The following is a 14,109-nucleotide window of genomic DNA, read 5'->3' as shown; positions in this document are numbered from 1 at the left end:
ACGGATCACCAGGCATGCGGTGCAGGGCGGCGCGTGCTCGGCAGCGCGTTGTTGAGGCGCCATTCGTGGATCCACTCGGGCAACACCACATCCTCAGGAGGGGCCCCGAAGGCAGCGATGATCTCCGTGTTGCTGACCGGCCCGGACGGCGAGACGAGACGCGTCGCGATGACGGCACGTGCATAGATCTCACCGTCCGTCACAGCGCGCTGCTCGAAGTAGATGGCTCGCTCGTCGAGTCCGATGATCCGCGTCTTTATGGTGTACCGCTGGTTGAGCTGGAGGGATTTCCTGAAGCTGATCGTCTCGCCCGCGGCGACGGGCGTCCATCTGCGCCGGCGCATCTGCCGCCAGACTCCACTGCGCACCATCAGGTCGAAGCGTCCGAGGTCGAACACGGAGAAGTACATTCCGTTGTTCATGTGCATCGCGATATCGATGTCCGTCACCAGCACCCGAAGGGCGACGCTGCTCGGGCCCCACACGCTGAGTGCGGGGCGCCTGCGCGCGAGGAACAACTGGAGCAGCGTGCGGAAGATCAGGTGCATGACCGACATGTTACCCATGGGTAACGTGGCCCGGACGCGAGGTGCCGCCGCGATAGGAGGCGTCACGAGCGGCCTGATCGGCCTCGGCCAGCACGTGGACAGGATCAAGTTCTCGGCGCCGTGCGGGGTGGTAGGCGCGGCGGTGGAGCGAATACTGCTCCGACCGTACCTGCGCTACCTCATCACAGCCCGCAGCCGTTTCCTCGTCGCTCCGCGGCTGCCCGAGAAGGGCTAGCCCTCCGCGGCGACCAGTGAGGCCTCGAGCCTCCTGCGCTGGTCGGGCGGCAGGAGCGTGCGGTACTGCGGGAACTCCGCCAGGAAGTCACGAACCCTCGGGCAATAGGGGACGACGGCAATACGCCGCCGGTGGGCATCGAGGAGTACCTGGCGGATCAACGCCGGTTCGACATCGACTGCATCGAAGCGCGGATCCACAACGGCCTGGATCAGGACCGCGTGCGAGCCCTTCATCTCGTACTTCACGTGGCCGGCCATCGTGCCGTCACTGAACAGCTCGAAGCGGGAGAACAATGAATTGTCACGGAAACCACTGCGCACACGGACGGGAGCCACCCTCGTCTCGGCCTGGACCTCGCGCTGCTCGATCTCCTCGACCAGCATCTCGTACCGATGCAGGGCCTCCATCGGCGGGAAGTCCCTGTCGAGCAGGCGGTACACCTGGTTGCACAGGACCCGCAGCTGGCGCGTGCTGACTGTGCCCAGGTCACTCGGGAACCCGGACTCGTCGGGGCGCGCCGCATGGATAACCTTCGGCGTGCTCCCCCAGGCAACGTGCTCCGCCTCGCGCAGTCGCACAGCTTCGGGACGATCATCGACGAGCGGGAAAGTTTCCATGGTCAGCTCCACTGGTAGGTGGTTCGATGGCCCGCTGCTAGGCCTGTCCGAAACTATAGGCGCATTCTTCCGCAATGTGAAATTAAGCACCCTTATCAATTTCGTCCGCGCGATCGCGTGCAGGACGACCGCTTGAGCGAATCTTGAGGTTCCGTGAGGGACGCCTTGAAGGAGTTGGGCGTAAGTTTGCGTGAACATTCGGCGCCGGCACTGCCGGTGATCCTGCCATGAGGAGCCCGTCGTGCAGTTCCAGACCGCCCACGCGGCGATGATGACGTCGGCACTCACAGTGCAGGACATCCACTCCCACTACCTCAACTCGGGGGGCTTCTTCGACGAGTTGGAGATCGACGCCTACCTGCACGGCCTCGCGCCCCTCCCCCGTGAGGAGCGGGACTGCGTCGCGCAGGCCATCAATGAGCTGATCGACGACCTGCTTGCTGACGGCCTGCCCCACCAGGGCCCCCGTGCCTCCTACAGTGGCTCCTCTGGTGGCTCCTTCAGAGTCGCGACCAGTTCCACCACCGAGGTACCCGAACTCAGGTGGCAACCGCTCATCAGCTAGGCCCACCCGAACGGTCGATGATCCCGCACGTCGCCCCGGTATGTTGACGACGTGTGTTGACGACGTGTGTTGACGAGGTGTGTTGACGAGGCGCCCGCGGAGGGGAAATGGTGGGTCGGACACCGACCTTCGAGCAGGAGCTACCCCATGGCACTCGCCCCCACCGTCCAGCTGCGCAGCGGCGCCCGCCTACCCCTCCTCGGTCTCGGCACCTGGCCGCTGAACGACGAGGAAGCCGCTGAGACGGTCGACCTCGCGATCGAGACCGGGTACCGGCTCATCGATACCGCCGAGAACTACCGCAACGAGAAGGGCGTCGGCGAGGGGATCCGCCGCTCGGGGCTCCCTCGGGAGGAACTCTTCATCACGACGAAGTTCAACCGCGAGCACCACTCCACCGACGGTGTGCGTCGCGCGTTCGAGGAAAGCACGAAACTGCTCGGCGTGGACTACATCGACCTCCTACTCGTCCATTGGCCCAACCCGGCCCAGGGCCGTTACGTCGAGGCCGTACAGGGTATTGCAGCGCTTCTCGAGGAAGGGCTCGTGCGTGCCGTCGGAACCTCGAACTTCAAGCCCACTCATCTGCAGCACGTCATCGACGCCGGGATCGTGCCCGACGTCAACCAGATCCAGCTCGACCCGCAGCGCCCGCGGATCGAGGAGCGCGCCTTCCACAACGAGCACGGCATCGTGACCGAGTCCTGGAGTCCCCTGGGCCCCGGCAGCGGCCTGCTGGACGAACCCGGTGTCGCCGCCATCGCCGAGGCGCACGGCCGCACCGCGGCGCAGGTGGTGCTGCGCTGGCACGTGCAGCAGGGACTGGTGGCCATACCGAAGTCCTCGAACCGCGAGCGGCTCGCGCAGAACCTCGACATCTTCGACTTCGAGCTCTCCGGCGCCGAGCTGGCGAGTATCTACCTGCTCGATACCGGCGCAGCGGACATCGTCGATTCGGACGAGTTCGGTCACTGAGGCGGAATCCGTCGGCGGGTCATTCCTTGACAGCCGACCTCCCGACGACGAGGGTAATAAGCACGCTTAGTTCTTCGGTCCGGGCATCCAGTGCCCGCGACCGGGAACGTCGACCGGAAGGAAGTTCAGCATGGCGAACGAGCCCGGGAACCAGACCCCCGACACACCCGACGTCAGCGAGACCGAATTGCGCGGGATGAAGGTGGACGAGCTGCGCAGCGAGGCGAAGGAGGAGGGACTCTCGGGAACCTCCGGCATGCGGAAGGGCGAACTCGTCGACGCGGTGGCCAAGGCGAAGCAGGAGCACGCCGTCGGCGATGAACGGGACGACGACGCTTCGGGAAGCGAGCCGGACGATGCGTCGGACGACGTCGGCGCAGGACCGGACGGCGGCAGGATCCGCACGGGTTCCGAGACGTCCAAGTCGCTCAAGTACTCCCAGGAAATCACGTCGCCCGACGAGGACCCCGAACGGGAGGGCCGCAGTCTCGCGACCACCCATCACGAGGTCATCAAGCAGTGGGCGGAGTCCCGCGGCGCGCGCCCTGCTACGGTCGATGGCACGGAGCACGGCGATCACCTGGGCGTGCTCCGCTTCGACTTCAACGAGGACACGGACAAGCTGCGTCACGTGAGCTGGGACGAATGGTTCAGGACGTTCGACGAGCGCCAGCTGAACTTCATCTACCAGGAACAGCGCAAGGACGGGAACCAGTCCAACTTCTTCATCCTGGAGAGCCCCAACCGCGAGGACGCCTGAGGGCAGAGGCGCCCTCGCTGCTCGACATATCCTTGGTCTAGCGCCCCTTCCACCGACTGCCGTGCCGGAACAATGGCACGGCAGTCGTATGTCGTGGCGCCCTCAACGACCGGAAGGGAACTCCCCGCGTGATCGAGATCGCCGTCATCCTCCTCGCGGGTTTCTGGGCCGGGATGATCAACGTCGTGGTCGGCTCCGGCACGCTGGTCACCTTCCCCACCCTGCTGCTCTTCGGATACCCGCCGATCGTCGCCAACATCTCGAACAACATCGGCCTGGTGGGCGGCGGACTCTCGGGATCGTGGGGCTACCGCCGCGAGATCGCCGCTAACAAGCGCCTCCTGCTGCGGCTCCTGCCCCTGTCCGTCCTCGGCGGGCTCGGTGGGGCGCTCCTGCTGCTCGTGCTTCCGGCCGAAGCGTTCCAGGCGATCGTCCCGGTCCTGATCATCATCGGCCTCGTCATGGTGGCACTTGCACCCCGCGTGCAGCGGGCAGCTGCTGCGAAGGCCGGAGACGCAGCGCCCGATGCCGGTCCGTCGCGCCGTCGCACGCTGCTCCTCCTCGCCGGCATCGCGGTGCTGGGCGTCTACGGAGGCTATTTCGGTGCGGCGCAGGGGATCCTGATCGTGGGACTGATGAGCATGGTCACGATCGAGAGCCTCCAGCGCATCAACGCCATCAAGAACGTCCTGACCACCGCCGTCAACGCCGTCGCCGCCGTGACCTTCATGGTTTTCGCGTGGGAGTCGATCGACTGGGCCGTGGTGCTCATCATCGCGGTGGGCGCCACCCTCGGAGGTTTCCTCGGGGCACGCGTGGGCCGCAAGCTCTCCCCGCTCGCGCTGCGCGCAACGATCCTCGTGATCGGTAGCGCGGCACTGATCCGCATCGTCTTCTTCAGCTGACCCTTCCGAAACACGAAACCACGAGATCCAGGACCCCATGCAACGCTTCACCTGCGCCGTCTGCGCCTCTGCCCTGTTCTTCGAGAACTCCCGATGCCTCGCCTGCGGCACGCAGCTGGGCTACCACCGCGGCGAGCGGATCATCGCTCCGCTCGACGACGACGGCGTGTACCGCGACCTGCAGGGCCAGCAACTCCGGCGTTGCACCAACCTCGCGCTGTCCGGTTGCACCTGGCTGGTCCGGGAGGACGGGGACGAGTGCTTCAGCTGCACCCTGACGCGGACCCGCCCCGAGGATCACGACACGACCGGCCTGGCGCAGTTCCTCGATGCCGAGCGTTCGAAGCGGCACCTGATCTATGAACTCGACGTCCTGGGACTCCCCATCGAGGACCGGATCCAGAACCCGGAACGCGGCCTCGCGTTCGACCTGCTCTCGAGCGTCGAGGAGAAGGTGGTGATCGGCCACCAGAACGGTCTCATCACGATCGACCTCGCCGAGACGGTGGACTCACACCGGGAGAAGATGCGCGCCAAGCTCGACGAGCCCTACCGCACCATGCTCGGACACTTCCGGCACGAGACCGGCCACTACTTCGAGGGCACCCTCGTCTTCTCGGATCCCGAGGTGACCGACAGGGCCCGCAGCATCTTCGGTGACGACCGGGCCAGCTACAAGGACGCCATCAAGCGGCACTACGACGAGGGAGCGCCCGAGGGCTGGGAGAAGAACCACATCTCCATGTACGCGACCATGCACCCCTACGAGGACTTCGCCGAGACCTTCGCGCATTACCTCCACATCTGCGACACCGTGGATACGGCCCTGCAGTACGGACTCGCCTCCGGCCCCGGCCCGAACAGCACCGAGGACTTCGCCGTCGTCGTCCGTGAGACCTGGATCCCGCTCTCCGTCGCACTGAACCAGGTCAATCGCAGCATGGGCGCGAACGACCTGTATCCCTTCGTCCTGCCGCCGGCGGTGATCGCCAAACTCGATTTCGTGCACAAGCTGCGCGTGTGCGTCGGCGAACCGGCCGACGGAACGACGACGGCGTAGCGGGCCATCGCAGGGTCTTCATCCCCTACGGGTTCCTCCACCGGGCGCCGTCGACAGCAGGATGACAATGCCCATGGCGGGCGAGGGAATGTGCCGGCTGGGGGAACCCCGCTATGGGGCAATGACGGTGTCTGCGGCATGCACACCGTAGTACTCGGATTGGCGGCGCATGATCTCCCGCAGCGATACGTCCCGGCCCACACCGTAGACGGTGCCACCGAAGTCGAGTTCACGTTGGATCGCCCAGATCTCGTCGTGTCGTTCGGGTGGAAGGATGGAGGCGGGATCGCCCACGGCGACCCAGCCGATCGGTACGATCGAACCGGGAAGCACGGCCGTGTTGACCTGCACGACGCCGTTGATCCGAATCTCCGAGCCCCCACCTACCCGGCTGCCGGGAAACAATGCCGCGCCGGTTGCGATGAAGCACTCGGATTCCACAACGCTGCCGTTCACGTGAGCGTGCGGACCGATCATCACCGCCGCTCCTATGCGGGCAGGAAAACCTGCGCGGCCACGGATGAGCGCCTGTTCCATGACCACCGTGTCCTCACCGATGACGACTTCGCCGTCCTCCGCGGAGAGCACAGCCCCATGAAGAACACGCGCACCCGCAGCGATACGGACATCACCCACGATCACCGCGGACGGTGCAACATACGCAGAGGGATCGATCGACGGTTCAGCGTCACGATGGCGGACCAACATCAGAGCTCCGATCTTCGTCTCGATAGTAGGCGGCAGCATAGTTGCTGCTCTCACCCGTCGACACCCTGGCGAAGGCGGACGGCCCGCTACGGCCAGAGGATCTCCCGGCGCCAACCCTCCCCGGAGCGGGTGTAGAGGAGGCGGGTGTGCCGGCGCTCATGGTCGGCCTGCCAGAACTCCACCGCGTCCGGTGCAATCGTGAAGACCGTCCATGTCGTCGAGGTCAGTCCATCCGTCGCCTCGATGCGGCGTAACTGCTCCGCCACCGCGGTGTCGATATCGTCCCGGTCCCGCACCGCCGAGCTCTGCGTGCCCGCCAGCACGAGCGCCCGGGCCACCGGGTGCCGGCGCTGGAAATCGGCATCGTTTTCCTGCGTGCTGCCGGTGGACACGGCCCCGCGGACCCGGACCTGCCGCCCTGCTGCCGGCCAGAAGAACGTGAGGGCCGCGGCTGGATAAGCCGTCAGTTGCCTACCCTTGGGGCTGTCGTTGCTCGACGCCACCTGCCAACCCGTCTCGACGACGTCCTTGAGGATCACGACGCGGGCGTCCGGTGCTCCGTCGTCGTCCACCGTTGACAGGTTGACCGCGTGGGGTGCTGCGATGCCGTCCTCCACCGCACGCTCCAGCCACTCGATGAACAGTGCGATCGGCGAGGCAGGGGCGGCCCCCGGGTCGAAGAGCGGCATCTCGTCCGGGAAGACGGGGACGCCGCGTACGATGTCGCGGATCTGTCGTGGCTCGATCATGCGGCCAGCCTAGTTGCATCCCCCCGCTGGTCGGCGACTCTTCCTGCGACATACCTCGTGGCACGCTCGATGGCACGCCGGGTTATCTCGCCCGGACCGGGAGAGCATGAGCAGACCGACGGACACCAGCACATGGACGGGTGACGCAAACAGAACCACGGCCCGGCATCCGAGGTGCCGCCGACGCCGGCTCCGGCATAGAGTCGATGGATGCCAGCTCACCAGGACCAGTACGTCGGGCCGCGGGACCTCACCCGCTGGACGACGCCGGTCGGCCGCTTCCTCGTCCGGTGCATCCGCCCCCTCGTGCGATGGGTGGGTCCGCATACAGCGCTGCTTCTCATCATCGGAATCGGCGGCGGGATCGCTGCGGCCCTGACAGCCGCATCGGCCGAAGTGTACGAGTCCGTCGTGGAGGCGGACGACGTCGCGGCCCTCGACCAGCCCGCCCTCGACCTCGCCGTGTCACTCCGGCAGGACTGGCTCAACGCCTTCATCACCGGCTACACGAACATCGGCGGACCGATCGGCATGCCGATCCTGGCCATCCTCATCATGGTGTTCCTCGCCGTCAGCCGACGATCCTGGTCGCCCGTGATCCTGCTGCCGGCCGCGGCGTTCGGTTCCCTGCTGATGACCGTGGCGGGCAAGGACGCCATCGGACGCCTGCGGCCCCCTGTCGAACTCGCCGTTCCGCCCTACGAATCCTCGCCGTCCTTTCCCAGCGGGCATTCCCTCAACGCCCTCGTCATCGCCGGCATCGTCGCCTACCTGCTCGTGCTGCGGCAGCGTCGCAAGCGCACCCGTGCCCTGACCATCACGCTCGCCGTCCTCTTCGCCGTGACGATGGGCCTCAGCCGGGTCTTCCTGGGGCACCACTGGCTGACCGACGTCCTCGTGGCATGGACACTCGGCATCGCATGGCTCGCCGTCGTGATCACCGCCCACCGGCTCTTCCTGACCTTCCGACTGCATCGCACGGCCGCGCGCGATCATCCGGTCTGAGGACCGACCGTCCTGATATCGTTCCTCGTCGCGGGGCTCGCCAGTGCGGCTGCTGCCCTCTCGTACGCAGAGGCCGCCGGAATGATCCTGCGCGCCGGCTCCGCCTACACGTACGGCTACGTAGCCCTCGGCGAGATCATCGGCTGGTTCATCGGGTGGGACATCCTGCTCGAGTACATTGCGATCGTGGCCGTCGTCGCCATCGGCATCTCGGGCTATTTCACCGGGTTCATGTCCGGCATCGGCGTCACCGTGCCCACGTGGATGCAGGGCACCCCGGACACCATCGAGGGTGGCGTGATCAACGTTCCCGCGATCGTGGTGTGCCTCCTCATCACGTTCATCCTGAGCCGCGGCACCAAGACCTTCGGCAAGTTCGAGCTCATCGCCGTCGGGCTCAAGATCCTGCTCATCCTCGGCATCGTGGGCCTCGGATTCTTCTACGTCAACGCGGAGAACTACTCGCCGTTCCTGCCCTCGGGCTTCGGAGCCGTGTTCACCGGCGCTGCCACGGTCTTCTTCGCGGTCTTCGGGTACGACGCCATGAGCACGGCGGCGGAGGAAACCACCGACGGCAAGAAGCACATGCCGAAGGCGATCCTCCTGTCCCTACTGATCGCCATGGTGCTGTACGTCCTCGCGACGCTCTGGCCCGCCGGCATGCAGAACTACGAGGACATCAGCCCGACGGCGGGCTTCGCCTCCGCCTTCCAGTCCGTCGGTTTGCCCGTCGTCGCCACGATCATCTCGGCGTTCGCCGTGATCTCGATCCTCACGGTCATGCTGACCTTCCTCCTCGGCGTGACCCGCGTCTGGTTCTCCATGAGCAGGGACGGGCTGCTGCCGGCATGGTTCTCGACGACGGACCGGAACGGGACGCCGCAGCGCGTCACCTGGATCGCCGGTGTCGCCTCGGCACTGCTCGCGGGCGTCTTCCCCATCCGCGCCGTCGCCGACCTCACCAATATCGGGATCCTCGCTGCGTTCATCGTCGTCTGCATCGCGGTGATCGTGCTACGCCGCACGCGGCCTGAGGTCCCCCGCACCTTCACGCTGCCCTGATGCCGATCGTCCCTGCTTTCGGTGTCCTCGCCTCGCTCTTCCTGATCCTCCAGCTCCACTGGGAGACCTGGCTGAGGTTCGGCGTGTGGCTCCTGATAGGCCTCGCCGTCTACTGGTTCTACGGCCGGAAGCACTCCCTCATGAACCCGGACAGCCCCCGCCACGCACTCCTCAGGCGCGACCCCTGACCCCGCCACGCACTCCTCAGGCCCGACGCCTGACCCCGCCACGCACTCCTCAGGCGCGACGCCTGACCCCGCCGCGCCCGGACCCGCCGCCTCGTAACGAAGATGCGGCGGGTGCGTGCGCCCTCCTATCCTCTACAAGGGCCTGCCGCACCCGGCGTCCACACCACCCCCTGAGCAGTGAAGGACCAGCACCCCCATGGACCTCTTCCGGACCAAGTCCATCGAGCAGTCGATCAAGGACTCCGATGAAAAGGGACACGGCCTCAAACGGTCCCTCAACACCTGGGACCTCATGATCATGGGCGTCGCCGTAGCCGTCGGCGCCGGCATCTTCTCGGTAGGCGCGCAGGCTGCAGCCTTCAATGCCGGCCCAGCCGTCACCATCTCCTTCGTCCTGGCCGCGATCACGTGCGCCCTGGCCATCATGTGCTACGCCGAGTTCGCCACGGCGCTCCCCGTCGCAGGCAGTGCATACGTCTTCACCTACGCCACCATGGGTGAGCTGCTGGCATGGATCATCGGCTGGAACCTGATCCTCGAACTGCTCATGGCCGCCGCCGTCATCGCCAAGTTCTGGGGCGTGTACCTCAGCGACCTCTTCAGCGTCCTGAACGCCGACATCCCGGCCGAGATCAGCCTGCTCGGCCTGAACCTCACCTGGGGCCCCTTGCTGATCGTGGCCATCTTCACGGCCGTCCTCATCTACGGCACGAAGCTCTCCGCGAGGGTCAACAGCGTCTTCACCGTGATCAAGATCGGCATCGTGCTGTTCGTGATCGTCGTCGGCTTCTTCTACGTCAGCCCGGAGAACTACACCCCGTTCGTCCCCGCCTCCGAACCTGCTGCCGAGAGTGGCACGGGCTGGGCCGAGCAGCCGTTCCTGTCCTTCCTCAGCGGCGCCTCCCCGGCCGCCTTCGGCTTCACCGGCATCATCTCCGGCGCAGCCCTGGTCTTCTTCGCGTTCATCGGGTTCGACGTCGTCGCCACGTCCGCGGAGGAAGTGAAGAACCCGAGCCGCACCCTGCCTCGCGGTATCTTCGCCGGCCTCGCCGTCGTGAGCGTCCTCTACATCCTGGTGACGCTGGTGGTGACGGGGATGGTGTCCTACAAGGAGCTCGGAGCCTCGGGGGCGCCGTCGCTCGCGACGGCCTTCCAGCTCGTCGGAGCGGACTGGGCCGCCGGGATCATCTCCCTGGGCAGCCTGATCGGCCTGACCACGGTGATCATGGTGCTGCTCATGGGCCTCGCCCGCGTCATCTTCGCGCTCAGCCGTGATGGCCTCCTGCCCCGGGGACTGAGCCGTACGTCCGACAAGCACTCGACGCCGGCCCGCACCCAGATACTGTGCGGCGTCGTCGTCGCCGTCCTTGCCGGCTTCACGAAGGTGGAGGTGCTCGCGGAAATGATCAATATCGGCACGCTGTCCGCCTTCATCACCGTGAGCCTCGGGATCATCGTGCTCCGCCGGAAGCGCCCGGACCTGAAGCCTGCTTTCCGGGTGCCGTTCGGAAAGGTCATCCCGATCGCCTCGGCAGTCCTCTGCCTGTACCTGATGTTCAACCTGGCCACCATCACCTGGCTGTTCTTCGGGATCTGGCTCGTGGTCGGTTTCGCGATCTACTTCGCCTACGGCAACCGGCATTCCCGCCTCCGCACGGAACAGCTCGTGGACGCGTAGGCCTACTCCCCCTGCGGTGTGCACCAGTACGCCGTCCGCGAGATGATGGTGCCCCCGAAGCAGAAGCTTCGGGGGCACCATCACACCAGCCGAGCGAAGGAACGCCATCATGTCCCAGGATCCCTATCCCAGCGAGCGGCCCTTCTCCGGCAGCCGTCAGAACCCGTACGACGGCGGCGCCTTCGGCCAGCAGGGCAGTGGCGGTCCGTACCAGCCCACCCAGCCGTACCAGCAGCCGTACCAACAGCCGTACCAGCACGGGATGTACCAGTCCTCCTCCCGAACGATCGAGGGCGAGAAGGCAGCCCAGCTCTCCCTGATCCTCGGGCTCGTGGGGTTCTTCGTGGCGGGCATCATCCTGGGGCCGATGGCTATCTGGCAGGCGCGGAAAGCCGAGCGCCTCGGTGTACCCGCGACAGCAGGCAAGGTCCTGGGGTGGATCACCACGATCCTCTACGCGCTGGCGATTCTCGCCGGCATCCTGTTCTTCATCCTCATCATGGTCGGCTTGGGCGCATCTGCCGGCTACAACGGCTGAGCCGTCCCGGGACGAGCCGGAACCCTGTCAGAGCGTCGGAAACAGACTGGTCGACTGCTCGCCCGACTCGAAGACCCGGGACTGCGGGCCCGTCCCCACGATCAACGGATCGGGCGTGCCGACGACGTCGTGGTCCTTCTCGTCGTAGTCGAGCACCGAGAGCACGTAGCGCAGTGCCTCGATCCGGGCCCGCTTCTTGTCGTTGCTCTTGATCACCGTCCAGGGCGCATCCGCCGTGTTCGTGTAGAAGAACATGGCTTCTTTCGCTTCGGTGTAGGCGTCCCATTTGTCGAGGGACTGCAGGTCCATGGGGCTGAGTTTCCAACGGCGCACCGGGTCGGTGTGGCGTTGGGCGAAGCGGCGCCGCTGTTCCTCGCGGGATACGGAGAACCAGAACTTGACGAGGTGGGTGTCGCTGCGGACGAGCATGCGCTCGAGCTCCGGCGCCTGCCGCATGAACTCGAGGTACTCGGCGGGCGTGCAGAAGCCCATGACACGCTCCACACCCGCCCGGTTGTACCAGGACCGGTCGAAGAGGACGATCTCCCCGCCCGACGGAAGCACCGACACGTAGCGCTGGAAGTACCACTGGGTCTGTTCCTTCTCGCTCGGCTTGTCGAACGCGACGATTCTCGCACCGCGGGGGTTCAGGTTCTCCGTGAACCGCTTGATCGTGCCGCCCTTGCCTGCGGCATCGCGCCCTTCGAACAGGACGGCGACCTTGGCACGGTTCGCCTTCACCCATCCCTGCATCTTCAGCAGCTCGATCTGCAGGGCCCTCTTCGCCTTCTGGTACTCACGTTCCGTCATCCGCTTGTCGTACGGGTAGTCCTCCCGCCAGGTCGGCTGGTCCGGGTGTGGCAGGAGGACATGGTCCCCGCCGTCGGCGTGCGGCGTGGGCACGGGGACAGCCGCGGGTTCTGGCCCGTCCTCGACGTCGGCCGCCGCCTCCCCCGCCAGATCAGCGGGCGAATCGGTAGGCTCATCGGTCAGTTCATCGGTCGGCTCGTCGGTCGGCCCGTCGCTCCCCCCGGGCGCTGCCGCAGTCACTGATGCTTCCGCCATCTCCGTCTCCTCCTGGTGCGACCGATCGGGCCCCTCCTCGTGCTCGACCTGGCGTCCCGGTGTGGCTCGAGGCGGCGGTTCCGCGGTTCCATCGTCCCAAACGAGCCACCTGGGCCAGGTGGGCTGGACGGTGGTGGACGGGCTGGCAGCGTTTTGCTAGAGCCTCGGCCGAGCGCCACCCGTAGCGCACGGGGACCCGGATCTACCACACCTTCGTGGACGGCCGGCACCCCCGGTCGGGCGGAAAACCCGCCTGCGGGCGCGAGTTATAGTCGACACCGTGCACTGACCGCCATCGTCACAGGAGACCAGTTGACCCACTCGGAGCAGACACGCACGCCACTCTCGGCAGGAGACGACGCGAAGAGCGTCCTGGTGGCCGGCGCGGGCGGGGTCATCGGCCGCCACGTGGCCGATGAATACGTTCGCCGTGGAGTACCCGTGCGCGGGCTGAGCCGCCGCCCGGTTGCCGGTGCGCGCTGGCATCACCTGTCCGTCGACCTGCTGGACGCAGACGCAGCCCGCACCGGGATCGAGGCGGCAGGGGACACCACCCACCTGGTCTTCGGCGCCTACGTCGAGCGTCCTACCACCAGGGAACAGATCGAGGTGAATTCGGCCCTGCTGCGGAACGCCCTGCAGGGCCTGGAGGCAGCAGGGGCACCCCTGTGCCACGTGACCCTGTACCAGGGCGGAAAGGCCTATGGAGCCCACCTCGGCTATTTCAATACTCCCGCCAAGGAACGTGACCCACGGCTGATCCAGCCGAATTTCTATTACGAGCAGGAGGACATCCTGCGTGCCGCGGCGGCCGAGCACGGTTTCGAGGCCACGATGCTGCGACCGGAGGGAGTCGTGGGATACGCGGTCGGCAACCCGATGAACATCCTCATGGTCATCGCCGTCTACGCAAGCATCTCCCGCGAACTGGGACAGCCGCTGCGCTTCCCGGGCACGCACGCCGCCTACGATGCGCTCTACCAGGTGACCGACGCCTCGCTGCTGGCCAGGGCGACCGTGTGGGCAGGCTCGGAACCGCGAGCTGCGGGCGAGGCCTACAACATCACCAACGGGGACCAGATCCGTTGGCGCCATCTCTGGCCGGCCTTCGCCCGCCACTTCGAGATGGACTACGCCGAGCCGCAGCCCGTCCTGCTCGCGGAAGCGATGCCCCAGTACGAGGACCTCTGGAACGAGATGGTCGTGGAGCACGACCTCGTGTCCACGCCCTTCCGGGACCTTGCAGGGTGGTCGTTCGGTGACTTCATCTTCCGGTCGGGCTTCGACAACGTCACCTCGACCATCAAGGCCCGCCAGCACGGGTTCTCGGACTGCCTCGATACGGAGGACAGGTTCATCGAGCTCCTGCAGGCGCTGGCTACCGACAAGGTCATTCCGCCCGTCGCCTGAGCACGAACCTTCGTCGGTACCGGGGAATGGGGAACGTC

At 66.3% G+C, this 14,109-nt stretch carries 15 protein-coding genes and 1 pseudogene; 11 read left to right on the top strand and 5 right to left on the bottom strand.

Translation table 11 applies throughout. The features are described 5' to 3' along the window. Nucleotides 1-5: 5 nt before the first annotated feature. The gene (locus tag CXQ96_RS00910) at nt 6-548 is read right to left on the bottom strand and encodes an acyl-CoA thioesterase (RefSeq protein WP_104116456.1); all 543 of its coding nucleotides are present in this window, start codon (nt 546-548) and stop codon (nt 6-8) included. Between CXQ96_RS00910 and CXQ96_RS00905 the strand changes: the two genes are divergently transcribed. Then, nucleotides 547-783: a hypothetical protein gene (locus CXQ96_RS00905; RefSeq protein WP_146070785.1), complete on the top strand. Its 237-nt coding sequence runs from the start codon at nt 547-549 to the stop codon at nt 781-783. The two genes, CXQ96_RS00910 and CXQ96_RS00905, sit on opposite strands and share 2 nt — an antisense overlap. Here the strand turns inward: CXQ96_RS00905 and CXQ96_RS00900 are convergent. Then, complete coding sequence (locus tag CXQ96_RS00900) at nt 780-1,403, bottom strand: GNAT family N-acetyltransferase (RefSeq protein ID WP_146070784.1); 624 nt, start codon at nt 1,401-1,403, stop codon at nt 780-782. The genes CXQ96_RS00905 and CXQ96_RS00900 overlap by 4 nt on opposite strands. 241 nt (nt 1,404-1,644) lie before the next feature. Here CXQ96_RS00900 and CXQ96_RS00895 point away from each other — a divergent pair, with 241 nt between their 5' ends. The 5 genes from CXQ96_RS00895 to CXQ96_RS00875 all read left to right on the top strand — a co-directional run bounded on the left by CXQ96_RS00895 (nt 1,645) and on the right by CXQ96_RS00875 (nt 5,668). After that, nucleotides 1,645-1,968: a hypothetical protein gene (locus tag CXQ96_RS00895; RefSeq protein ID WP_104116151.1), complete on the top strand. Its 324-nt coding sequence runs from the start codon at nt 1,645-1,647 to the stop codon at nt 1,966-1,968. Nucleotides 1,969-2,115: 147 nt separating this feature from the next. Next, a complete protein-coding gene (locus tag CXQ96_RS00890; RefSeq protein ID WP_104116150.1) occupies nt 2,116-2,943 on the top strand; it encodes an aldo/keto reductase in 828 nt (275 codons plus the stop codon). Between the two features lie 130 nt (nt 2,944-3,073). Continuing rightward, the gene (locus tag CXQ96_RS00885; RefSeq protein ID WP_104116149.1) at nt 3,074-3,703 is read left to right on the top strand and encodes a Rho termination factor N-terminal domain-containing protein; all 630 of its coding nucleotides are present in this window, start codon (nt 3,074-3,076) and stop codon (nt 3,701-3,703) included. A 128-nt stretch (nt 3,704-3,831) separates the two neighbouring features. Further along, the gene (locus CXQ96_RS00880; RefSeq protein ID WP_258058708.1) at nt 3,832-4,608 is read left to right on the top strand and encodes a sulfite exporter TauE/SafE family protein; all 777 of its coding nucleotides are present in this window, start codon (nt 3,832-3,834) and stop codon (nt 4,606-4,608) included. A gap of 37 nt (nt 4,609-4,645) precedes the next feature. Next, a complete protein-coding gene (locus tag CXQ96_RS00875) occupies nt 4,646-5,668 on the top strand; it encodes a putative zinc-binding metallopeptidase (RefSeq protein ID WP_104116148.1) in 1,023 nt (340 codons plus the stop codon). A gap of 111 nt (nt 5,669-5,779) precedes the next feature. Here CXQ96_RS00875 and CXQ96_RS00870 read toward each other — a convergent pair whose 3' ends face one another. Further along, a complete protein-coding gene (locus CXQ96_RS00870; protein ID WP_258058707.1) occupies nt 5,780-6,415 on the bottom strand; it encodes a gamma carbonic anhydrase family protein in 636 nt (211 codons plus the stop codon). Between the two features lie 47 nt (nt 6,416-6,462). Next, nucleotides 6,463-7,125, bottom strand: a complete 663-nt coding sequence (locus CXQ96_RS00865; protein ID WP_104116147.1) for a pyridoxal 5'-phosphate synthase — start codon at nt 7,123-7,125, stop codon at nt 6,463-6,465. Between the two features lie 210 nt (nt 7,126-7,335). Here CXQ96_RS00865 and CXQ96_RS00860 point away from each other — a divergent pair, with 210 nt between their 5' ends. From CXQ96_RS00860 to CXQ96_RS00840, 4 genes and pseudogenes are all read left to right on the top strand, one after another. Beyond that, nucleotides 7,336-8,130, top strand: coding sequence for a phosphatase PAP2 family protein (locus CXQ96_RS00860; protein WP_104116146.1), 795 nt, complete (start codon nt 7,336-7,338; stop codon nt 8,128-8,130). Beyond that, nucleotides 8,131-9,380: pseudogene (locus CXQ96_RS00855) on the top strand (amino acid permease); the annotation flags it as partial. A 196-nt stretch (nt 9,381-9,576) separates the two neighbouring features. Further along, nucleotides 9,577-11,058 (top strand): APC family permease, encoded by a 1,482-nt coding sequence (locus tag CXQ96_RS00845; protein WP_104116145.1) that lies wholly within the window; start codon nt 9,577-9,579, stop codon nt 11,056-11,058. Nucleotides 11,059-11,167: 109 nt separating this feature from the next. Then, nucleotides 11,168-11,596, top strand: a complete 429-nt coding sequence (locus tag CXQ96_RS00840) for a DUF4190 domain-containing protein (protein WP_104116144.1) — start codon at nt 11,168-11,170, stop codon at nt 11,594-11,596. Nucleotides 11,597-11,623: 27 nt separating this feature from the next. Here CXQ96_RS00840 and ppk2 read toward each other — a convergent pair whose 3' ends face one another. Next, a complete protein-coding gene (gene ppk2 / locus CXQ96_RS00835; RefSeq protein WP_104116143.1) occupies nt 11,624-12,661 on the bottom strand; it encodes a polyphosphate kinase 2 in 1,038 nt (345 codons plus the stop codon). A 312-nt stretch (nt 12,662-12,973) separates the two neighbouring features. Here ppk2 and CXQ96_RS00830 point away from each other — a divergent pair, with 312 nt between their 5' ends. Beyond that, on the top strand, nt 12,974-14,071 hold the full coding sequence (locus tag CXQ96_RS00830) for an SDR family oxidoreductase (protein ID WP_104116142.1): 1,098 nt from the start codon (nt 12,974-12,976) through the stop codon (nt 14,069-14,071). Nucleotides 14,072-14,109 lie beyond the last annotated feature (38 nt).

The organism is Arthrobacter sp. B1805 (assembly GCF_002929745.1).
GTDB lineage: Bacteria > Actinomycetota > Actinomycetes > Actinomycetales > Micrococcaceae > Arthrobacter_D.
The sequence above is the reverse complement of the archived record's forward strand: the minus strand, read 5'-3'. Positions and strand labels throughout refer to the sequence as shown.